Here is a 22,238-nt window from a genome sequence, read left to right on the forward strand (position 1 = left end):
CTACATCAAAAAGATTTTGTTTAATACAATTTGATCATTAATAGATGATATGCTATCTTTTCAATTATATTCATATTGGCCATAAATCTTGGTTGGTTCATTAACTTAGGAGTTCGAAATGCAAACCAATTTCGAATTAAATGGAGAAAAAGCTCAATTATTATCAATGGTCTTGGCAAAGCTCGTTTTATCCAGTTATAACGGGAAATTAAATTTTAAATTTCCCCATTCAAAGAATTTAGAGACTGAGGAGGAGAATCTAGCTTACTGGCTTAATTATAAGTCCTTCTTAAAATACAAAATACAACAACTTGCGAGCAAGTACCAAATTACTGATGCAGATAATTTTCCGGAAAACCTAAAAACTGAAGTTAGACAACTTTTAGATAAATATTTTGAATTAAAAGAGATGAAAAAAGAACTTCCAAAGTTAATTCTCGACGACTATGAAGTCACTAACTACTTAGAGTTAAGAAGTAAAAAAGAAAAAACAATGTCTTTTACAGTCACACCTGAATTGACCAGAGCCTTACTGAAAGGCCTCAATCGGATAAGAAAAGCAATAGGCAACCGTATTGTTCTGGAGGAAATTACCACAAAAGAGTATGCACCCCAGGGCACCGTTTATAAATTAGCGCGAAGGATAAAAGACCTAAAGCCTGGCGAAAGAAAACAATTTGTATACTATCATACAAATAAACAGCATGCAGTGGCATTCGATGTTGAAAATCGAGGGGGAACTCTAAAAATATTTTGTTTTGACTCTTCGAAAGATGAGACTCAGCTGGAAGCAATTGATTTACTCATTGATAAATTGCAAAAGGATAAGGTCAAGTTTGAGATTAAAGCCTGCCAAGCAGGTATTCAGAAGGATGAAACAAATTGTTCGATTTTTAGTATTCTTGCTTTAAAAGAATTTGCTAAATACGACCATGTATTCGACTATTTACCAGAAAAATGTGAGGAAGATGAACATCTTAAAAAGCAAAGTAAGGCAACTGTGAGTACAGGGTTATCTAAAGACCGAGAGGTCACGCTTCATAATATGTATAAAGTTGGATGGATAAAGATTAAGGATATGCCTACGCGAATCATCTCGATGGATCAATCATACACGGAAATGGAGAGCATTCTAAGAGTATCAAACCAGTTTGATCTTGATGCGAAAAAATTTTCTCAGGCTCACAAAGATTACATGGATATATCAGAAGACTCTGAAAATAATAAAAAACTTGTTAATGTTAAAAGAAAATTATTGGATCAACGTTCTAAATCAGTATTATCCGAAGCTGAAACAAAGCTATTTGAGAAGCATTTGGAAAGTATACCTGCACTTTCTTTTATGAAAGAAAAACAAGATTTAAATATCAAGGAAATATTGCAAAATGAAAAGACTATCGAGGAAAAATTAGAGCTTATCAGAACAGTATTTTTAGCAATCGTTGATATTTATAAAATTGCTCCTTATAACAATTTGACTAACCATTCTATGCCAGATCATGTTGCAAGGGCGCTTCTAAATTTAAGAAATGAATTTTTGATTCTGGTTTGTAGGTCAGATGAAGAGGTTAAACAGAAATACCTGTTTACTCGCCCAAAAAAACCACCTTTAAATTTTAAGGCTGACTCCATTTTAGACAAACCAGGATTTGAGCGGGGTAATATTCACAAAGCGTTTGATATTCTGCTGAGTAATCTTAACGATAAAATGGAAAGAAGAAAATTCTTTAAAAGGTTTGCTTCTGACGAATTAGAAATGCCATCCTTGGTTTTGGGTGATTCAATTGAGGAGTCAAAAGTTCGTGAGCAGATAGAGAGATTAGAAAATGAATTCGGATATGACAAAAATGCAAAAGACGATGCGTTTGATCAGGCTGAATTTATGTTAAAAAAAATATCAGGATATAGCTCTAGGAATTGTTTTGAGCTAATAAATTATAAAACTCCTATGACCCCAATATTTATTGCTAAAGAGGCAGAAGTACAAGTTCGCTCGAATTCAAATAATTCAAATATGATACAGAAACTGGAAAAAGAGAAAAATCTTCCCGCCTATGTATATACCGAAGAGGGAAATTTATATTATCTTGATCGATGGAATAGTCAGGATTTTCTATCAAAGATACCAATCAACGGATCGCAACAAAAAACAATTATAGAGTTATTAGGGAATGACGTTTCGGCTAATAATAAACTAGGAAAACCAAAATATATTCAAAATACTCAAGCCATAAAGTTATTGAATCATGACTCATATACCGTAGCGGGTTCAAGAAAAGAAGCGCTCAAAACGCTAGCGTTTATGCTCAATTTTGAGCTGGAATATCTGGGTATTATGTATGAAAAAGATAAAGATAAGGCTATTACTCATTTTGACAATTATTATTATAGCCTTTTTAAAATTATCCCACGTAAAACTTTGGAAGAAAGCGTATTGAGTCAATTGAGTGACACAAAACAACAACTTTTTTTTACACTTATTAAACATCGCGAAGATGTAATGAATAGGCTGAGTGAATCATATTCAAGTTCTGGCCCTAGAGAGCCTAGCCCAAGTAAACCTTCTTTAATAAGCACGTTTCTTTCTTTTTTTTCTATATCAAGTAATGATCTCAATGAAAGCCATACCACAAACAATGGTCTCAAGGAGGGAGATGACAACAGCATTGTAGACTACTATAAAAATGCCAAAACCGACTCAGAATGTGGGCGCAAATCATTTATGAATTTTTCAATGTCCACGTTCGATAATAATTGGGTAGCTTATACAAAATCGAATCTTGGTGGGGTTGATATAAACAAACCTGATTGGAAAATAAATTTATCTATTCACCAGGATGACATAGTCAAAGCATTGCCTATTATTGCAAAAATTGCTTTAGATAATGATCTGGGCTCATTTAAAGTAATGACTAAAAAGTACGCAGAGCAATGCCAAAATAAGAAGACCATGAAAGGCCGAGAATTTGTCATTTTTAACAGTGCGAACCCAGATTTCGATGCGCAAAAATTTATTCAAATTTTATCTAAAATAGAAGAATCTCTTAAAAAAGCACAAGTAAGGAACTCGACTGATAACCCACCGCGCTCAAATAGAAAATTGGGCTATTATTCGAGCTACACCCACGATGCATGGACAAACGAAGGGGGTAGAATGAATCAGAATATAGCTAATTTCATATAAATTGAATATAATCAATTATTTATGACTTATTCCTTAGATTTTAGGCGCCATATATTAAAGATAAAAGCAGAAGAACAGTTAAGTTATGATGAAACCTCATTACGATTTAAAATAAGCAAATCCAGTTTAGTTCGCTGGAATAAGGGACTAGAGCCAAAAAGGACACGTAATAAGCCTGCAACAAAGATCGATATGGATGCCTTAAAAGCGGATGTAAGCATCTACCCTGATAGTTATTATCATGAACGAGCCAAGCGACTTGGAGCCAGTAAGACAGGAATATATTGGGCATTGAAACGTCTAGGTGTCACCTATAAAAAAAACATTGTCCCATCCAAAAGCAGACGCCGAAAAGCGATTATTGTTCCAGAATAAGATTCAAAGATACCAGTTAACTTCCCGTCCACTGGTTTATCTGGATGAAAGTGGATTTGCGCATGATATGCCCAGAACACATGGATACTCTTTCAAAGGAGAGCGTTGTCATGGTACTCAAGATTGGGGAGCTCGTGGACGCACTAATGCTATAGGTGCATTACTTGATAATTCGCTACTCAGTGTGAGTCTTTTTGATGGGACAATAAATAGTGATGTATTTGAAGGATGGGTTGAGCAAGATTTATTACCTAAGCTTCCTCCGCACAGTGTTATCATTATGGATAATGCAGCTTTTCATAAAAAAGCATCAACAAAGCAACTAATCGACAATGCAGGACATACTCTGGAGTTTCTTCCTCCCTATTCTCCAGATCTCAATCCCATAGAGCATAAGTGGGCCCAGGCTAAAGCAATTAGAAGACAGCACCAGTGTTCTATAAATGAACTTTTTCAGAAATATTGTACATGAGCATTTTATATGGAATTAGCTATATATCTTTTGAAGAAGCATTAGAGGAAACTGGTCTTATAGACTATGATCCTTTTGTGGGCTATTGTTACGATAACGACACTAAATCAATTACCAGTATGGGATCAAATCAGCAGATTGCACCGGGAGTATAATTTTAATCGTCGACTCACGTTGTAAAAGGGGTTTCATTTTTTGATAAATTGCAGCTCTATCTTAGACAAGCTGAATTTTATAAATATATTCTATATCGCAAAAAACATGATCATATGACACATTTTTAATGTGTTTTATTTAACCTTAGAGGATGCTGTGGCATGTTCGGATACTATTTGAGATTCATTGACTACTCGCAACAACGAATAGGCATGTAAGCGTTGCCCAATGTTTTACCAGATGGACTTTTATTTTAAATGCAGAATAGAGTCAACAAATAATCATTCGAAGCAGCCCTAGATCATCAATGTCATTTTATGGAAAAAATTTTGGCATATGCTCGTATTGTGGTTCTGATTTCTTGTCCAGAACCATCTCACTTAGTGTTTCTTGCAGATTATAAGAAGTTAGTGCTTTTTAGGTATTTTATCAGATTCAATAAAAAATTCATCTTTGCTAATACCAATTGACCTGTTGCAATACAGCAATAAAGTAGATTAGCTTCTTAAAGCTGATTAATATTTATCTATCCCAATTCACTCATTGCGGAAACTGCATGATATCCTGCATCAACATGTAGCACTTCACCAGTAATCCCGGATGCCAGATCAGAGCATAAGAAGGCAGCAGTATTGCCTACTTCATCAGCAGTAACATTTCTTTGTAATGGAGTAATGTTTGCATAAGCAGCATGAATTTTACGAAAATCTTTAATTCCAGCAGCGGCAAGAGTTTTAATTGGTCCAGCTGATATGGCATTAATTCTTAATCCTCTGGATCCTAAGCTGGCTGCCAGATAGCGCACAGAGGCTTCCAAGCTTGCCTTCGCAACACCCATAACGTTATAGTTTGGTACGGCTTTTTCTGCTCCATAATAACTTAAGGTTAAAATTGAACCCTGAGTATCAAGCATCATAGGCAATGCGGCTTGAGACAAACCTATGAGGCTATAGGCACTAATATCATGAGCTATTCTAAATCCTTCTCTATTTGCGCATTCCACAAAATCACCACTGATCTGATCAGCAGGAGCATAAGCTACAGAGTGGACCAGGATATCTAATTTATCCCAGTGATTGCGTAAATTATCAAACACGGCTTTTATTTCTTCATCACTTGCAACATCACAAGGAAAAACTAGAGTTGAATTAAATTCCGATGCCATTGTTTCAACACGCGACTGTAATTTTTCGTTTTGGTAAGTAAAAGCCAACTCAGCGCCTTGATTATGGAATGCTTTAGCAATGCCATATGCAATCGATCTGTTGCTTGCTAATCCAACAATAAGTGCTTTTTTTCCAGTTAAAAATCCCACAATAGTATCTCCTCCCATTATTCTTGATTTAGCAGGGCGAAGTGAGTGTTACTTCGATCCTGGACTAAAACCACAATATCAATTAGGTTGCTCTTAAACAGACTAATAAAACATCAACTGCCTCGAGTATGTGAAGCTAATAATTCCCGCATTTTGGCTTGAATCATCTCTATAGCGATTCTGTTTTCACCACCGCGAGGTACTATTATATCAGCGTATCGGCTTGAAGGCTCAATAAATTGCATGTACATAGGGCGAACTGTAGTCTCATATTGATGAATAACCGATTCAAATGATCGATGCCTTTCTACTACATCTCTTTTTAAGCGCCGTGTTAAACAGACGTCAAGAGGAGTCGACATGAATATGCGTATATCCATAATTTCGCGTAGAGCTTTATCACTGAAAAGCAGTATTCCTTCGAGTACAATAATGGCATGTTGACCCACTGCTCTGGTTTCAGGTAAACGCAGATGTTTGGAATGAGAATAAATAGGAATTTGTACTGTATTTCCAACTCGTAGCTGACGAAGATGCTCATAAAGTAGAGCATGATCAAAGGAGTCAGGATGATCGTAATTTATTTTTTCTCTCTCTGCAAAGGGTAGATGCCCATTATCTTTATAGTAGGCATCTTCAGAGATAACGACAACCTGCTCGGATCCTAATTCATTGACTATAGTATTTGCTAATAAACTTTTTCCAGATGCTGATGGGCCGGAAATCCCAATAATAATTGCTTGCTTTGTCATAATGTTTTCATTAAAAATTTTGTACGAATAGTAAAGTTTTTTCGGTTGGAATTCAATCATTCTCTCCAGTCTTATGAAAAGCATTGACTACTTCAACCAAAGGCTGTCCCACTGCTGCGGCAGGGGGTTTAATCAATAATAAGGAAGATAATGTTGGTGCAATATCCGTTGTGTGTACTTGCCTGAATATACGTTTTGGTTTGAAGTCAGGGTGTACAAACAGTAGCGGCACATAAGTATCATATTGCCAGGGACTGCCATGAGCAACTCGATCTTCACTTTTTGCACCGTGGCTTTGATATGGCGGTTGAACAATGTAAACATCGCCTGCACGGTAAGCGTAAGACATGCGGTCAACTTTTGCGCTTAACCAATCTTTTTCAATATCACGAATAGGTAAGGGGTAGGCTTTGAATATCCCTGGAAGATGACTGATTTCTTCTGCCAGGTAAAAACTGACCTCTGCAATATCCAAATTTTTCTCTTTTATAATTTGGTGATCAAGGTATATAAAAGGAGGATTAATTGACATCAAAGCTTGCGCAGGCAGGTTGAAACGTTTCAATAATAAATTCTCGATGTGTTTTCCTGTTGCTTCTATATTAACAGGTTTAATTTCAGGTATTTTATGTGCTTTAAGGTAAGAAGGACCATCGCTGACACCATGATCTGCGGTGAGTATAATTAAGGTATTATTAAGACCAACCTCTTTATCAATGGTTTTAAAAAGTTGGCTTAGGGTGTCATCAAGGGTGATCAAATTATCTTCTGCTTCCAGACTATTAGGCCCAAATTGGTGACCAATAGCATCTACAGCAGAAAAACTGATTGCAAGATAATCTGTTTGGCCTGTTGTTTTTCCCAATTTTTCATTAACCAGTAGTTGTTTGGCAAAATCAGCTGTTAATTCATCTGCCTTTGGTGTTCTGGAAAGCGATTTGAAATATTCTTCAGATGGAGGATTGGTTACATGATGGGGAAATGTTTGACCAAAGCTGCCATAGTTATGACGAAATGGAAGAGTATTTGCATTCTGATAGAATGATTTAGGATGAGAAAGATTCCAGTCGTAGGCTTTGGGTTGATAGTGTTTATTCCAGTTTTCTACCCATAATGGATAACTGGAATAGTAGTAATTGCTTGTAATAAATCCACCATTCGTTTTGTCAAACCAAAACGCTTTTCCTGCGTGACCAGCTAAAGTGATAGCTGCCCTGTCTTTTAATGATACACCAAAGGCTTTCCCTTTATTTGCTAAAATAATTTCATCGCTTAATGTGGATGGTTTTAGGTTTCGCGGTGAGCGTCCTGAAATTTCGATATGGGTGTGTACAGTGGGTAAAATTTTGACTTGTAAATCCTCCATACAGTACTTTAGTTTTCTTGTTTTTCTATCATACCAATCATTATCAACTATGCCGTGTAAAGAGGGGTAGCTTCCTGTTGCAATAGTGCTATGACCTGCACAGGTCGTTGTATTGGCATGTGGATGATGTGCGTTATGATAATCCAAACCATGAGCAAGTAAATAATTGAAACCAGAAGGTCCAAACTGTTTATGATGACGGTAAATCAGATCTCCGCGTAATTGGTCAACAACTATTTGTAAAATTAATTTAGGTTGACCTGAATCGGCATGGGCAATTAAGGAGTTGATCAAAAGAAGAATACTGCAGCTTATTTTTTTCATTTTTATGACCATCATATATTGCAAATTGACGCGTAAATTAAATCAAATGTTTTATAAAAACAATAAATAGCTTATTTAAATTTCTTCTAATTTTTATTGTGTCTGACTGATTGAGCAAAAAATATCTTGATTTAATTGATCTGAGCTGACTCTTAAAGCGACGATATCAAGGCTTAAAAATACTCTCCAGAAGTCTATTTATTTGATGAACTAACAAGGAAATTGCAAATTTTTCATTAAAATCAATAGATTGAAAATTAATTAGATAGTAAAAAGAAAAAACATGACGAAAAGAGGGAATTGGTTTAAACTGGCCTACAGTGAAAGCATTTCACTAGTCCTGTTCATGGAGTATAAGGAGAAAATAAGATGTCATTTGAATTGGTCGCATATGAAAAATTAAAAGGAAGCATCAGGGAAAGTATCATTACTTTAATCAAGTCCCATAATGAGAAAGCCAAAATTATTGAGGACAAATTAGAGGACTCAGTAAAAGAAGTTTCAAGAGAAAGGCAACCACAAGTACATGTCTTGCTAAAAACTATCGAACTGCTGGATAACTCATCCAAAGAGCCAGAAGATAAGGCACGCGTATTAAATGCATTGGCCTATTACATTCGTGATCAGATTGCTGCAACTTATAAATACACCTCTCCCGACAACAGTGATTTTTATAAATCTCTTACCATATCGCTTGATTTGAATAAGGATAATAATCCTAATCGGGAAGATTTGGTTGATATGTACAGTGCTTTGGAAAAATTCCTTCGTTGCCATGTTTATAAAAATTCTGACCCAAGAAAAGGGTATTTGGATAAACAACCTTTCGCAATCAAGCATTATTCCGTTGTTGATGATATTCTTGAATTATCTGATAGAGTGCATAAATTAAGACGTGAGATTATTATCGCCGCCCGAGATTTGCATTTACTGCAACAAAAACCAAAGAGCTCTCAAGGCGGTCTTTTTAGTGTTCCATCAGTAAAAGAAAAAGTCACCGATACTAATGAGGTTGTAAATCATCGTCTTTAAGCAACTCATTATCTTTTCTCTCACCTCTTCACTCAGGAAGGGGTGTAAGACTCCTGTTTTACCGGGTAACCACTCATTGCCCAAGCCATAATTCCACCATCCACAGAATAGACTTCGCAATATCCCAAATCCATTAAGCATTGAGCCGCATACAGTGATCTGACGCCACTTCGGCAATGTAAATAGATAGTTTGTTCTTTATTGGGTATTTGGTTTTGTATTTCAATAGAGATGCGATCTTTAGGAATATGAAGTGCTCCTGGAATATGCATCATTTCCCATTCTTCCAGTTCACGTACATCAATCAAACTCAAATTGGCTTGATTGTCCATTTGGTGTTTTAGTTCATGAACGTCTATTGTTTTGATCTTATGCTTTGTCATAACGAATTTCTCTCATAGTGGGTCTGGTTAATGTGGAGTGATGAAGCAGCCAGTATATAGTTGCCGTGATGACTCCTCCAATTAAAGTCGCAAATGCCCAGGTAGGGGCCGATACTAAAACAGGTTTTTGACCTAGCCTATAGAGATTACCTGCGTCTCGAGCCACTGCTCCGGCAAAGATAAAATGTAGAAGACCATTAATTAACATAATTAAATAGAAAAAGGTTTGGATTTGTGTGCTAAATTGTTTTGCTAATTCACTGAGCATAAATCAGATTCCTTGAGTCTGTTTCGATTGTCTCCATGATAACAGAAAAATGGCGGAAACCACCAAAGCTATTGCCATGCCCTGTATAGATGAAGGCTTCTCATCAAAAGCCAAGTACCCCCAAAACAACCCGGTTATTGCAACGACTCCACCAGTTAAACTATAAAAAACAGGTCCTGCCATACGAATGAGAATAAAGAAAAGTAAATATCCTAAACTGGATAAAATTATTTCTAGGATAACGATTTGTTGCACGAGAGTTAATGGAGCTGAAAGAGAATAAAATGCGTGCTGCTTGAGGACAACAGGGGTAAGAAGAAGAGACGCCGCCAGTAACATTCCATTAGCAGCTTGCAGGGCGTTAATTTCTTTTGGCTGTTTGGCTCCTATATAAATCGAGCAAAAAGCAAAGCCAAGAGGGCTAAGCATAGCTAATATAGTCCAGCTTGAGTAAAGTCCTGCGGAGTTTATTCCTATAATTGCAAGTATGCCGGACATACCAAGTAACAAGGCAAAAAATCGCCACCCATCCGGGTTTTCCTGGCCCGCCATGAGAGCTAAAGGGTAAACCAGTAAAGGAACAGTATTAACTAGCACTGCCAATAAACCTGCTGGGATATGGCTGGCAATAAAATACATGTTGGTATTAGGAATAGCGATACCTATCAATCCACATATAAAAAAATAAGGCCAATAAACAGGGTGTAGCAAGCGAGTTTGTTTTGTAAAGAAGCTCACTAAAGTTAATAGTAGGGCTGGCCCTAATGATTGCCAAAAAGCGTAGCCGAGTGGGTTAACTCCATTAGTCATTGCAAATTTGGCAAGAGTATAGCCTGATCCCCAGATGAATCCTAAAACAATTAGAAGAAGGATTGATTGTATGGTTTTTAAATGGAGCATAAAAGGTAGGATAAATAGTATAATTTTGGATAATTATGCCATTGAAAGTAGAAAATAACGATATTCTTGTGAGGCCTTTAAATTTTGCTCAATAAAACAGTTTTTTTAATCCCTGCAAATGCTGAATTATTATTCTATATGATTGCAGTACATTTTGCCAAAAATCCTGGTCAAGAGTATGAAGAATCGATGATGGAATAAATAATTCTATATTCACAATATGTTGTTGTGAAACACGACTATTATATAAATGCCTCTCTTTTCTATATATCTTGTCATCATGAAAACTGTAGTAATAATGTATTAAGAATGATAAATACTTTTATTTTATGAATAACCTAGGTAACATCGATCCATTTTAAAAAATAGGGAGTATGAATGAATAAGCATGAAATCCCCGTTCCACATCTGACTACTGCTCATTCAGGTCCTTTGTATCATGTGGAAAAAATAATATTAAATAAACTTGCTGAAATAGAATCCTGGTTCAGAAAAAAGTGGCAGGAGACACCGGCACCTCTAACGTCATCTGTTGATTTGCGACATGCTGGCTTTAAATTGGCTCCCGTCGATACCAATTTATTTCCAGCTGGTTTTAATAATTTGAACCCGGAGTTCCTTCCTCTGTGTATACAAGCTGCTCAATCTGCCCTTATAGAGTACATCCCTGATTGTACTAAAATTTTGCTTCTTCCAGAAAGCCATACTCGGAATAAGTATTATTTACAGAGTTTGAATGTATTAAAAACAATTTTTGTAAAAGCTGGTTTTATAGTTCGAATAGGCAGTTTAGATCCAGACATTAAAGAACCTACAGAAATAATACTCGAACAAGGTGAAACTTTATTAATTGAACCATTACAAAGACAAGGTGATAAGGTGGGACTGGATAACTTCAGCCCTTGCCTTTTGTTATTGAATAACGATTTGTCTTCAGGCGTTCCTGAAATATTACAGGATGTGCAACAGCGAATTAGACCTACAGCCAAATTAGGATGGGCTTCTCGATTAAAATCGAGTCATTTTCAATTTTTTGAAGAAGTAGCTATTGAGTTTGCTGAATTAGTCGGTATTGATCCGTGGTTAATTAATCCCTATTTTAGCGCTATAGAGGGGGTCGATTTTATGGCTCAGGAAGGGATTGAAACCTTAGCTCAAGAAGTCGATAAGATATTATCGTTAATAAACGATAAATACACTACTTACGGAATAGAAAATAAACCGTTCGCAGTAGTAAAGGCAGATAATGGTACTTATGGCATGAGCGTTATGATGGTTCATAATGGAGATGAAATTCGACAATTGAATAGAAAGCAGCGTACCAGGATGTCTACCAGTAAAGGAAGCAGGAAGGTAGACAGAGTCATTATTCAGGAAGGTGTTTATACTTTTGAAACGATGCCTGATGGTTCTGTTGCTGAACCTGTAGTTTATATGATTGGTCAATTTGTTGTTGGTGGATTTTATCGCGTTCATAAAGGCAGAGGAATTGATGAGAACCTCAATGCTCCAGGCATGCATTTTGAGCCGTTAGCTTTCGCACAGGCTTGTAATATGCCCTGTGATGATTTAGAGGTAGTTGACTGCCCAAATCGTTTTTATGTTTATGGGGTTATAGCTCGTTTGGCTGCACTGGCTGCAGCTCGAGAAATTGCTGCAATTGGAGGCGAATGATGAAACTTGCGGTGCTTATGGATCCATTGGATCAAATAAAACCCTATAAAGACTCTACAGTAGCTATGATTAAAAGCGCACAAGGATTGGGATGGTCTTGCGCCTACTTTACCCAGAATGACTTATATTGTTGTGATGGGAGCGCTTATGCACGAGTCCATGAAATTCACATTGGAGATATAGAGAGTCTGAGTTGGGTTAAAACCATAGATTTGGGTAATAAGCCATTGAGAGATTTTGATGTTATTTTGATGCGTAAGGATCCTCCGTTTGATATGGAGTATATTTATGCAACTTACGCTTTGGATTTAGCGGAACAAGAAGGGGTGTTGGTTGCAAATAAACCGCAAAGTTTACGTGACGCGAATGAGAAATTTTTTACCCTAAATTTTCCTCATTGCTGTCCCCCTACTTTTGTATCCAGAGATGCTCGGCAATTAAAAGAGTTCTGGCAAATTCATCAGCAAGTTATTTTTAAACCTCTTGAAGGAATGGGAGGTAATTCCGTTTTTTATGTTGACAAAGAGGGTAAAAATTTATCGGTCATTTTGGAGGTATTAACCAAAGGGCAGACAAAATGTATTATGGCTCAACGTTATATCCCGGATATTACAGTAAGCGGAGACAAACGTATTTTATTGATCAATGGCGAACCCGTTCCTTTTGCTTTGGCTCGCATTCCTGCAAAAGGAGATTTGCGGGGAAATTTGGCCGCAGGAGCCAGGGGAGAAGTGGTCGCTATTACTGAAAGAGACAAATGGATATGTGAACAGATAGCTCCAGCTTTGAGAGAAAAAGGTCTGTATTTTGTGGGTATCGACGTGATAGGTGATTATCTAACAGAGATTAATGTGACTAGTCCCACTTGTATTCGGGAAATTAGCACTGAAACTGGTTTGGATATCGCAGGTGAATATATGCGTTGCCTTGAAAAGTTACATACTTCTTTATCAAAATAAAGAACAGTCATTATTTTGATTTTGAAGTTCAGAGCTTAAAGAGGGTTGGTTTTGCATTTGGCTCAACACCAACCCTTATCATGACCTGGCAAGTCTCAATTAATCATTTTATTCATCAACATAGTCAGAACCTAGTTGGTTATTTGAAGCGGTTGATTCTTGCATTGCAGTTTTGTTAGCTTTCTTATCCTCAACGAAGGACGTGCCTGTATCTTGCTCAGTCCCTGCAATAAGATAATTTCTATGTTGCAGGTAAGCGTCTCTGATGAATGTGTATTTGTCTAATGCTTCATTCAGTAAAGGCTCAGAGTCGAAAAATTGTGTTCGTAAATCAATATAGCGTAATCCAATTAAACCATAAACCAGACCAGCATCATCAATATATACATAAGGACTCCAGAGTGCAAACTGGAACAGCCAGCCGGCTCCATCACGAAGAGTACTGGGGCCTAAAAAGGGTATTACAAGGTAAGGCGATTTTTTATCGCCCCATTTGGCGAGTGTTAGGCCCAGATCATTGTAATGCGGTGGCAAGCCAAATTTTTCTGCTACATCAAACAGACCAGCAACCCCAATAGTGGAGTTAATGAAGAGTCGCCAACTGTCTTTGATTACCCATTTTCCTTCAGCTTGCAGTATATCGCTGGCTATTGTAGGGAACAAATCCAGATTATTGAATGCATTATTCACACCTTTTCTTACCAATTTTGGTACGACAGCCTGATATAATTTTGCTGGTGGTCTTAATACGGTAGCATCAAATGCCATATTAAAATTGTGCACTTTACGATTAAAGGGTTCGAATGGATCGATCGGGTTTGATCCTTTACTTGCACAGCTCGCTAAAATAACGGATCCCATGATGCTAGCAAACATTAAGATTAGTCGCATAATTATTCTATTTATTAAATACTTAAAATGATGTTACACCAGTTTTTGGTTCTTGCAAACAAATGCTTTGATGTAAAGAATAGGTCTTTTAAATTGCTGCTTTTTAACTGAAACAAACATGCTTTTTTTTGACCGGAATGAATTCCAATAATGAATCTTGATTATACTTCGCTCTACAATTCAGGTTATACAAAAATTTAATACAGTAAAAACCAATTAAAATTGTAACAGAAAAGTCACAGGCCCATCATTACATAAATAAACTTGCATGTTCGCTCCAAAACAACCACTTTGAGTATTTTGGTGGCATTTCTGAGCAAGAGTTAATAAGTTATCAAAAAGCTGACGCCCGAGTTCTGGAGAAGCTGCATTTGAAAAACTTGGACGTAATCCTTTTTGGGTATCTGCCATGAGAGTAAATTGTGGTACTAATAGCAAACCGCCATTTACATCCTTTAAACTCAGGTTCATTTTGCCGATCGGGTCTTCAAAAATGCGATAATTAATACATTTATCCAGCATTCGTTTAATATTTTCTAGCGAATCCCTAGGTTCAAAACCACAAAGTATCAGCAAGCCATAATTTATTTTGCCAACTGTTTGACCATTAATATCAACCCTGGCTTCCTTTACTCTTTGTAATACAGTTAACATGCATCAAGACCCTGCTTTGAGATGTCCTTACTGGCATAAATAAGTGCATCAATAATTCCCGATTCTCTATCAGAGTGACCAGCATCTCTGACAATTCTTAGATTGGAAGCGGGGATCGCTTGATGAAGTTCCCATGCGCTGGATAAAGGGCTTACCAAGTCAAAACGGCCATGAACAATATAGGTAGGAATGTGCCTTATTTTATGGGCATTAGCTATAACCTGATTTTCTTCAATAAAATAATGATTAATAATGTAATAGGATTCCAGAGTTGCTAATGCTAATGCGAAATGTGGGTCGCTATACTGATCAATAACATATAAGTGTGGCTGTAAACTACTGCATCTGGCTTGCCAAAGAGCCCAGTTTTTCGCAGCAGCCATTCGCGCTAGCTCATTAGGGCCTTGTAGACATTCCGCATAATATTTGGGGATATCATCAAGTTTGTTTTCGGGGACTGTGTTGGTAAACTCTTCCCAGTAATCAGGATAAACAAGACTGGCTCCATGCTTATAAAACCAATCGATGTCTTTTTGTCGACCTAAAAAAATTTGGTGGAGTAGTAATGCTTTCACCTGTTGAGGAAATTTTTGCGCATACAATAATGCTAACAGAGAACCCCATCCACCCCCAAATAACACAAATTCCCTTAAGCCCAGGAAATCTCTAATGGAGTCGATATCTTCCATGAGAAGCTGGGTATTATTTTCACTTATTTCCAAATGTCGAATTGAACGACCACAACCTCGCTGATCAAAAAGAATAATGCGATATCGTTGAGGATCAAAAAAACGTCTTAGATGTGGGTCAGCTTCTCCACCTGGGCCATGGTGCAATACAATAACAGGTATGCCTTCAGGATTTCCGGTTTCTTCCAAATAAAGTGTATGCAGTTTACTAACCTTCAATTCGTGTTGCGTGTAAGGTTTAATTGCTGGGTAGAGGGTATGCATTTTAGTCCTTTATGATAACGTCATTGTATTATAATACTATCTAGTAGCTACTTTAAACGAACAGTATTTTGCGCTCTGATTGATCAGAAAGCAATACTTGTATGGGTTTTATCGATATATATCCAGGAGAATTTTTAGATTTTTTACCGCATCGATTATATCTTTGCTTTAGCAATTAAATTGAAGATAATACTTGCACTTTTTCTGTTGGAAATATTCTATGACCATAGCAGCACTTCTCAAGGGATTAAACGAAAAGCAACGTGACGCTGTAACCTCTCCATTAGGTAATATGCTGGTTTTAGCAGGTGCAGGCAGTGGTAAAACAAAAGTCTTGGTGAGCCGAATTGCCTGGTTAATTGAAGAACAGCATCTCTCTCCCCACGCTATATTAGCAGTAACATTTACGAATAAAGCGGCTGGTGAAATGAGATCGAGACTTAGCAGTATGTTGTCTACACCAACGTTGGGTTTATGGGTTGGTACTTTTCATGGATTATGCCATCGTTTATTGCGTCGCCACTACAAGGAGGCTAACCTTCCAGAACAGTTTCATATTCTGGACTCGGAAGACCAGGGACGAGTTATCAAGCGAGTCATTCTTTCACTTAATCTTGATCCTGAGCAATGGCAAGTCAAGCAAGCGCAAGCATTTATTAATAGTAAAAAGGATGAAGGCTTGCGCCCACAGCATATTAATGCACTGAATTATGGTCCTACCAAGACTTTGGTTTCAATTTATAAAGCGTATGAAGACGTTTGCCAAACCTCAGGGGTAATCGATTTCGCTGAACTATTATTACGAACTCATGAATTGCTACGAGATAATGAAGAGATTCTTGCTCATTACCGTGAACGCTTCCAAGCTATTTTAGTTGATGAATTTCAGGATACCAATACGATTCAATATGCATGGATCCGTTTGCTTGCTGGTGATCATACAGCGGTATTGGCTGTAGGAGATGATGATCAGTCAATTTATGGTTGGCGTGGAGCCAAAGTGGAAAATATTCAACAATTTGTTCATGATTTTAAGAATACCCAAATCATAAGACTTGAACAAAATTACAGGTCAACTGCAATGATATTAAATGCAGCAAATGCATTGATTCACAACAACAGTACTCGTATGGGTAAAGAATTGTGGACTGCTGGTAGTGAAGGAGAAAAAATTCTTGTATACAGTGCATTCAATGAATTGGATGAGGCACGTTTTGTTACTGAACGAATTGGCATGGAATTGAATCAGGGCGCCAGTGCGGATGAGATTGCAGTGTTGTATCGTTCGAATGCCCAATCCCGTGTTTTGGAAGAAGCTTTGTTACGTGCAGGTATAGCCTACAGGATATATGGAGGAGTCCGTTTCTTTGACAGGGCAGAAATTAAAGATACTTTGGCTTACTTACGATTGTTAGTTAATCCAAATGACGATACTGCGTTTGAAAGAGTGGTTAATTTTCCTAGTCGAGGAATAGGAGAAAAAACATTGGATGAGGTTCGCCAGTACGCCAGAGCAGAACAGTGTTCGTTGTGGGACGCTTCCAAGGGCATACTTCAATCTACAGGATTAGGGCAACGGGGGAGTTTAGCATTAGCTAAGTTTATTGATTTGATCGAAAAACTACAAGTTGTGGTTGCTAATAAGGAGTTGGATGAGCAGATCTCTGATGTAATACAGCATAGTGGTTTATACGCCCACTTTAGCAAAATCAAAGGTGATAAATCAGAATCACGTGTAGATAACCTGCAAGAATTAATTAATGCTGCTAAACAATTTCGATATGAATACGATGAAGAGGAGGAGTTACCGTTGGTCAATTCCTTCCTTGCTCATGCTTCATTAGAATCGGGGGAATTGCAGGCTGATGAACATGAACGCTCCGTTCACTTGATGACCTTACATGCAGCCAAAGGGCTTGAGTTTCCGATTGTGTTTTTGGTTGGTATGGAAGAAGGAATATTTCCAGGCAGACAATCGATTGAAGAGCCTGGTCGCTTGGAGGAAGAGCGTCGATTATGTTATGTCGGTATGACTCGTGCCATGCGTAAATTGGTTTTATCCTATGCTGAGGTCAGAAGACAATATGGTCGTGAAGAGTATCACAGATCATCAAGATTTTTGCGTGAAATTCCTCAACAATTTCTTGATGAAGTACGAGTTAAATCACGTTCTCAGTGGCCTGGAACTACAAAAAGCAAATTGCCAGTGGCTGACGAGGTGTCGGGCATTACAATTGGGCAAAATGTGCAGCATGCCAAATTTGGACAGGGTGTCGTTCTTGCTATTGAGGGCAGCGGGGCCCATACAAGAGTTCAAGTAAAATTCAGTGAACATGGTGTAAAATGGTTGGTTTTGGCCTATGCTAACTTGACTGAATGCCTGTAGTTATTGCATTTAATTTTTATAAAATATCTGAGGTACTCTGACTTGCAGTTTGCTGTTGTAATATTGAATTTTTTTTTCATGAATGCTAGGGTGCGTTAGGCAACAGAAATTTGTTATACTTTGCTGTTTTACGCAGATCAATTAACGATAAAGTTATCTGCGAGATGTAATTTGCGTCATTGATTAATTATAAGTAAGGGGAATTACGTGAAATTTACAAGTTTATTAGCAGCTGGAGCATTAGCTTCTACATTAGTATCACCTGCAATAATGGCGGCTGATACGGCTAGCGCTTCTTTATCAGATGCCCAAAAAAAGGAAATTGAAAAAGTCATTCATGATTATCTGATTAATAACCCGGAAGTTTTATTGGAGGCTTCGCAAGCATTACAACAAAAACAGCAGCAAAATATGCAACAGCAAGCTCAAGCTGCAATTCAGGAAAATGCTGAACAAGTTTTTCAAGGCAAATTAACTACTGTAGGTAATCCTAAAGGGAATGTAACACTGGTTGAGTTTTTTGATTATCAATGCATTCATTGCAAAAAAATGGCATCTACCATTGAAAATCTGGTTAAAAAAGACAGCGGATTACGAGTTATATACAAAGAATTTCCAATCTTTGGCAAGACTTCTGATCTGGCTTCCAGAGTTGCTCTGGCGGCTGGCATGCAAGGCAAATATCAGGCTATGCATAATGCTTTGATTACGATAGACAAACGTTTGGATGAAAAAACAGTGATGGATGCCGCCAAATCCATAGGTCTGGATATGCAAAAACTGAAAAAGGATATGGATAGTCAGGAAGTGACCGATATCCTGGATGCAAATCGCCAACTGGCTGAAAAATTACATTTGATGGGTACACCAGCCTTTATAATTGGCTCAACACCAGATGGTCAATATAAAAAGGGCAGTGAAATATCATTTATACCAGGCGCCACAAGCGAGCAATCACTACGTGAGTTAATTAAAAAGGCGGCTGGCAATTAAGTATTTATCTAAATACTTGGATTAAATTCATATGTCCCAGTTGTCCTCAACTGGGATAGTATTTTAGTGTTGTGGCGTTGAGTTCAATCAACCCTGGCACCCAACAATCCAATAATGTATTGGACTGAATAATTAATTCTCTAAATGAAAGATAGGTTTTATGGGATATATCCTGGATAAAAGGATTAATAACCAACCTATATTTAAAGATCATATTTGTTTTTTGAGATTTTCATGACTAAACCTACTACTTTTCAGGAAATTATACTGACCTTGCAAAAATATTGGTCAGATCTTGGATGTGTTATTTTGCAACCCTTGGATCTGGAAGTTGGCGCGGGTACCTTTCATCCAGCTACTTTTTTAAGAGCGATTGGACCTGAGCCATGGTCAGCAGCTTATGTTCAGCCATCTAGAAGGCCGACGGATGGTCGTTATGGAGAAAATCCAAACCGGGTTCAGCATTATTATCAATTTCAGGTGGTATTAAAACCATCCCCATTGGATATACAAGACAGATACTTAGATTCTTTACGCGCACTTGGAGTAGATCCCTTATTGGATGATATCCGTTTTGTCGAAGACAATTGGGAGTCACCAACTCTAGGCGCATGGGGCTTAGGTTGGGAGGTTTGGCAAAATGGAATGGAGGTGTCTCAGTTTACTTATTTTCAACAAGTGGGTGGACTTGTATGTAAACCAATCACTGGTGAATTAACCTATGGTTTGGAACGTATCGCAATGTTTGTTTTAGGGGTAGATAACTTATTTGATTTGCCTTGGTGTAAAACAGCTAATGGTATAGTTACATATGGGGATGTATTCCATCAAAATGAAGTAGAGATGTCAGCTTATAATTTTGAACATGCCAATGTTGAAGAATTATTTAAGCAATTTGATTATTATGAAGGAGAGGCACAAAAATTGATAGCTTTGCAATTACCTCTTCCTGCTTACGAAATGGTAATAAAAGCTTCTCACACTTTTAACTTACTGGATGCACGTAAAGCAATTTCTGTGACAGAGCGGCAAAGGTATATATTACGTGTAAGACATCTATCAAGAGCAGTAGCTCAAGCTTACTATCAAGCGCGCGAGGCGTTAGGTTTCCCTATGCAAAAGGTGTGTAATGGTCAATGATTTTATTTTTGAATTAGGATGTGAAGAGCTGCCTTCTGGTGCTGTTTGGCCTTTGGCAAATGAGTTTTCTACTCGATTGTTAGCCGCATTAGATAAGGCGCACTTAAGTTATGGTGAAGTCAAGAGATTCGCTACACCAAGACGCCTGGCTATTGTGATTCATGACTTACAAACTGAACAGGAAAGCCAAAAAGTCATGCGACGCGGTCCTGCAGCAATAGCAGCATACGATAGTGCAGGTAACCCGACTCCTGCTTTGTTAGGATTTGCAAAATCATGTGGTGTTACGCTAGATGCGCTCACCAAGATTCAAACTGACAAAGGTGAATGGATTGTTTTTGAAACTCAGAGTGAGGGTACTAAAACAAAAGATCTCTTGCCTGGATTGGTTAGTCAATCTTTAGAGTCTTTACCTATCGCAAAACCCATGAGATGGGGAGAAGGAGACGACGAATTTGCCCGACCTGTCCATTGGGCCGTGATGCTTTATGGAAGTGAGACACTTAATCATAAAATTTTAGGCGTTACAAGTGGATGTCATAGCAGGGGACATCGTTTTCATCATCCGCAGGAAATAAGAATAAATTCAGCTGCAAGCTATGAAGATCAGATGAAAGATGCTTTTGTAATTGCCAATTTTGCTACTAGGCGACAAGCTATTATCCATCAGGTACAAGAATTGGCGGCACCTTTAGGTGCTTCAGTGGTTATGCCTGAAGAATTGGTTGATGAAGTCACCTCAATAGTCGAATGGCCTAAAGCGCTCATTGCAAATTTTGAACAGGAGTTTTTAGAGGTTCCTGCTGAAGCCCTTATTGCTTCCATGCAATCTCATCAGAAGTGTTTTGCACTAAAAAATAAGCATGGTGAGCTGCTACCTTATTTTATTACGGTATCAAATATCGCCAGTTCTAATCCAAAACAAGTGGTTTTAGGAAATGAGAAGGTAATGAGAGCAAGATTAAGTGATGCTGCCTTTTTCTTTAAACAAGATAAAAAACAGCCGCTAAGCTCGCATATACCCTCTACAGAGCAGGTTATTTTTCAAGTAAAGCTGGGAAGCATGTATGATAAGGTACAACGAATAAAGGCAATGATGGATCATTTAAGCCAGTCTCTCAATTTATCCTCTCACCTGGCTGAGCGAGCTACATTATTAAGCAAGTGTGATTTGATGTCAGGTATGGTAGGCGAATTTCCTGAATTGCAAGGGATTATGGGATATTATTATGCTCTTAATGATGGCGAAGAAGCTGTTGTTGCTACCGCTTTAAATGAGCAATACATGCCTAGATTTTCTGGTGATGATTTACCATCGACTGATTTGGGTAAGGCACTTTCCCTGGCGGATCGTATAGATACTCTGGGGGGGATTTTTGCGATTGGCCAAAAGCCAACTGGAGTAAAAGATCCTTTTAAATTAAGACGCCACGCTTTGGCTGTAGTCCGTTTACTCATCTCAATATCAGCACCGCTTAATTTATCAACTTTGATTAAAGAAACCTTGGCTAATTATGGTGATCGACTCCCTCAAGACAAGAATTTAGTGGCTGAATTAAAACCATTTATTCTTGAGAGACTTCAATCTTATTATCAAAATCAAGGTATCAGCGCTGATTTGGTTCATGCTGTCCGTGCTCGTCAGGATGATTGGTTATATGATTTAGACAAGCGTCTATTCGCTTTAAAGTCATTTATTTCTATGCCAGAGGCGACATCATTATCAGCTGCCTGTAAGCGTGTTGGCAATATCTTGGCTCAGGCAGCAAATGCGGATAAAAAAGTAGATATTAAGGAAGAGCTTATAGAGGAAGGCGCTGAAAAAGCATTATTTGATCATCTTAATAAAATTACTAAAACAGTAGAAACTTTATACATTGCCGGAGATTACCAAGCATTACTTAAGCTTCTGGCTAGTCTTAAAGAGCCAGTAGACGCTTTTTTTGATCATGTGATGGTTATGGTTGAAGAGGAATCATTGAAACAGAACAGGCTTGCGCTCCTGCAGCGATTACAAGAGTTATTGCAGGGTGTAGCTGACATTTCAATGTTGTAGCACTT

Annotated in this window: 20 protein-coding genes; 11 read left to right on the plus strand and 9 right to left on the minus strand. The window is 37.7% G+C overall.

The genetic code is table 11. The annotated features are described in order from the left end of the window. The first annotated feature begins 118 nt into the window (after positions 1 to 118). From OQI99_RS03290 to OQI99_RS03305, 4 genes are read left to right on the plus strand one after another with little or no spacing between them, the layout of a single operon-like run. The gene (locus OQI99_RS03290) at positions 119 to 3,184 is read left to right on the plus strand and encodes a hypothetical protein (RefSeq protein ID WP_061512512.1); all 3,066 of its coding nucleotides are present in this window, start codon (positions 119 to 121) and stop codon (positions 3,182 to 3,184) included. A 21-nt stretch (positions 3,185 to 3,205) separates the two neighbouring features. Further along, positions 3,206 to 3,559, plus strand: a complete 354-nt coding sequence (locus OQI99_RS03295; protein ID WP_061512513.1) for an IS630 transposase-related protein — start codon at positions 3,206 to 3,208, stop codon at positions 3,557 to 3,559. Continuing rightward, the gene (locus OQI99_RS03300) at positions 3,510 to 4,031 is read left to right on the plus strand and encodes an IS630 family transposase (protein WP_265731315.1); all 522 of its coding nucleotides are present in this window, start codon (positions 3,510 to 3,512) and stop codon (positions 4,029 to 4,031) included. Before OQI99_RS03295 ends, OQI99_RS03300 begins: the two co-directional genes overlap by 50 nt. Next, on the plus strand, positions 4,028 to 4,186 hold the full coding sequence (locus tag OQI99_RS03305) for a hypothetical protein (RefSeq protein WP_265731316.1): 159 nt from the start codon (positions 4,028 to 4,030) through the stop codon (positions 4,184 to 4,186). Before OQI99_RS03300 ends, OQI99_RS03305 begins: the two co-directional genes overlap by 4 nt. Positions 4,187 to 4,713: 527 nt before the next feature. Here OQI99_RS03305 and OQI99_RS03310 read toward each other — a convergent pair. The 3 genes from OQI99_RS03310 to OQI99_RS03320 all read right to left on the minus strand — a co-directional run bounded on the left by OQI99_RS03310 (position 4,714) and on the right by OQI99_RS03320 (position 7,944). Next, complete coding sequence (locus OQI99_RS03310) at positions 4,714 to 5,520, minus strand: enoyl-ACP reductase FabI (protein ID WP_010947580.1); 807 nt, start codon at positions 5,518 to 5,520, stop codon at positions 4,714 to 4,716. A 95-nt stretch (positions 5,521 to 5,615) separates the two neighbouring features. After that, positions 5,616 to 6,254: a uridine kinase gene (udk, locus tag OQI99_RS03315; protein WP_014841922.1), complete on the minus strand. Its 639-nt coding sequence runs from the start codon at positions 6,252 to 6,254 to the stop codon at positions 5,616 to 5,618. 52 nt (positions 6,255 to 6,306) lie between these two features. Beyond that, positions 6,307 to 7,944 (minus strand): alkaline phosphatase family protein, encoded by a 1,638-nt coding sequence (locus OQI99_RS03320; RefSeq protein ID WP_061512514.1) that lies wholly within the window; start codon positions 7,942 to 7,944, stop codon positions 6,307 to 6,309. Positions 7,945 to 8,313: 369 nt separating this feature from the next. Here OQI99_RS03320 and lem14 point away from each other — a divergent pair, with 369 nt between their 5' ends. Further along, positions 8,314 to 8,976 carry a Dot/Icm T4SS effector Lem14 gene (gene lem14, locus OQI99_RS03325; RefSeq protein ID WP_061512515.1) on the plus strand — a complete coding sequence of 221 codons (663 nt, stop codon included), beginning with the start codon at positions 8,314 to 8,316 and terminating at the stop codon, positions 8,974 to 8,976. 32 nt (positions 8,977 to 9,008) lie between these two features. Here the strand turns inward: lem14 and OQI99_RS03330 are convergent, their stop codons facing one another. Genes OQI99_RS03330 through OQI99_RS03340 form a run of 3 tightly spaced genes read right to left on the minus strand, consistent with a single transcriptional unit; the run spans position 9,009 to position 10,527 of the window. Beyond that, positions 9,009 to 9,359, minus strand: a complete 351-nt coding sequence (locus OQI99_RS03330) for a rhodanese-like domain-containing protein (RefSeq protein ID WP_061512516.1) — start codon at positions 9,357 to 9,359, stop codon at positions 9,009 to 9,011. Next, complete coding sequence (locus OQI99_RS03335; RefSeq protein ID WP_010947575.1) at positions 9,346 to 9,627, minus strand: hypothetical protein; 282 nt, start codon at positions 9,625 to 9,627, stop codon at positions 9,346 to 9,348. Before OQI99_RS03335 ends, OQI99_RS03330 begins: the two co-directional genes overlap by 14 nt. Positions 9,628 to 9,630: 3 nt before the next feature. Next, complete coding sequence (locus OQI99_RS03340; protein WP_061512517.1) at positions 9,631 to 10,527, minus strand: DMT family transporter; 897 nt, start codon at positions 10,525 to 10,527, stop codon at positions 9,631 to 9,633. A gap of 378 nt (positions 10,528 to 10,905) precedes the next feature. Between OQI99_RS03340 and gshA the strand changes: the two genes are divergently transcribed. Both gshA and gshB read left to right on the plus strand, forming a co-directional pair. Then, the gene (gshA, locus tag OQI99_RS03345) at positions 10,906 to 12,201 is read left to right on the plus strand and encodes a glutamate--cysteine ligase (protein WP_010947573.1); all 1,296 of its coding nucleotides are present in this window, start codon (positions 10,906 to 10,908) and stop codon (positions 12,199 to 12,201) included. Beyond that, on the plus strand, positions 12,201 to 13,160 hold the full coding sequence (gene gshB, locus OQI99_RS03350) for a glutathione synthase (protein WP_061512518.1): 960 nt from the start codon (positions 12,201 to 12,203) through the stop codon (positions 13,158 to 13,160). Before gshA ends, gshB begins: the two co-directional genes overlap by 1 nt. Before the next feature lie 108 nt (positions 13,161 to 13,268). Here gshB and OQI99_RS03355 read toward each other — a convergent pair whose 3' ends face one another. The 3 genes from OQI99_RS03355 to pip all read right to left on the minus strand — a co-directional run bounded on the left by OQI99_RS03355 (position 13,269) and on the right by pip (position 15,658). After that, positions 13,269 to 14,051 carry a VacJ family lipoprotein gene (locus tag OQI99_RS03355; protein WP_010947571.1) on the minus strand — a complete coding sequence of 261 codons (783 nt, stop codon included), beginning with the start codon at positions 14,049 to 14,051 and terminating at the stop codon, positions 13,269 to 13,271. A gap of 216 nt (positions 14,052 to 14,267) precedes the next feature. Next, the gene (dtd, locus tag OQI99_RS03360; protein WP_061512519.1) at positions 14,268 to 14,705 is read right to left on the minus strand and encodes a D-aminoacyl-tRNA deacylase; all 438 of its coding nucleotides are present in this window, start codon (positions 14,703 to 14,705) and stop codon (positions 14,268 to 14,270) included. Further along, on the minus strand, positions 14,699 to 15,658 hold the full coding sequence (gene pip, locus OQI99_RS03365) for a prolyl aminopeptidase (protein WP_061512520.1): 960 nt from the start codon (positions 15,656 to 15,658) through the stop codon (positions 14,699 to 14,701). Before pip ends, dtd begins: the two co-directional genes overlap by 7 nt. Before the next feature lie 220 nt (positions 15,659 to 15,878). Between pip and uvrD the strand changes: the two genes are divergently transcribed. The 4 genes from uvrD to glyS all read left to right on the plus strand — a co-directional run bounded on the left by uvrD (position 15,879) and on the right by glyS (position 22,233). Then, positions 15,879 to 18,044, plus strand: a complete 2,166-nt coding sequence (gene uvrD, locus OQI99_RS03370; protein WP_061512521.1) for a DNA helicase II — start codon at positions 15,879 to 15,881, stop codon at positions 18,042 to 18,044. A 207-nt stretch (positions 18,045 to 18,251) separates the two neighbouring features. After that, positions 18,252 to 19,037, plus strand: coding sequence for a DsbA family protein (locus OQI99_RS03375; RefSeq protein WP_061512522.1), 786 nt, complete (start codon positions 18,252 to 18,254; stop codon positions 19,035 to 19,037). A gap of 234 nt (positions 19,038 to 19,271) precedes the next feature. Further along, on the plus strand, positions 19,272 to 20,177 hold the full coding sequence (gene glyQ, locus OQI99_RS03380) for a glycine--tRNA ligase subunit alpha (RefSeq protein ID WP_011214095.1): 906 nt from the start codon (positions 19,272 to 19,274) through the stop codon (positions 20,175 to 20,177). After that, on the plus strand, positions 20,167 to 22,233 hold the full coding sequence (gene glyS, locus OQI99_RS03385; RefSeq protein WP_061512523.1) for a glycine--tRNA ligase subunit beta: 2,067 nt from the start codon (positions 20,167 to 20,169) through the stop codon (positions 22,231 to 22,233). Before glyQ ends, glyS begins: the two co-directional genes overlap by 11 nt. The last annotated feature ends 5 nt before the right edge of the window (positions 22,234 to 22,238 follow it).

The organism is Legionella sp. PATHC039, assembly GCF_026191275.1.
Lineage (GTDB): Bacteria > Pseudomonadota > Gammaproteobacteria > Legionellales > Legionellaceae > Legionella > Legionella pneumophila.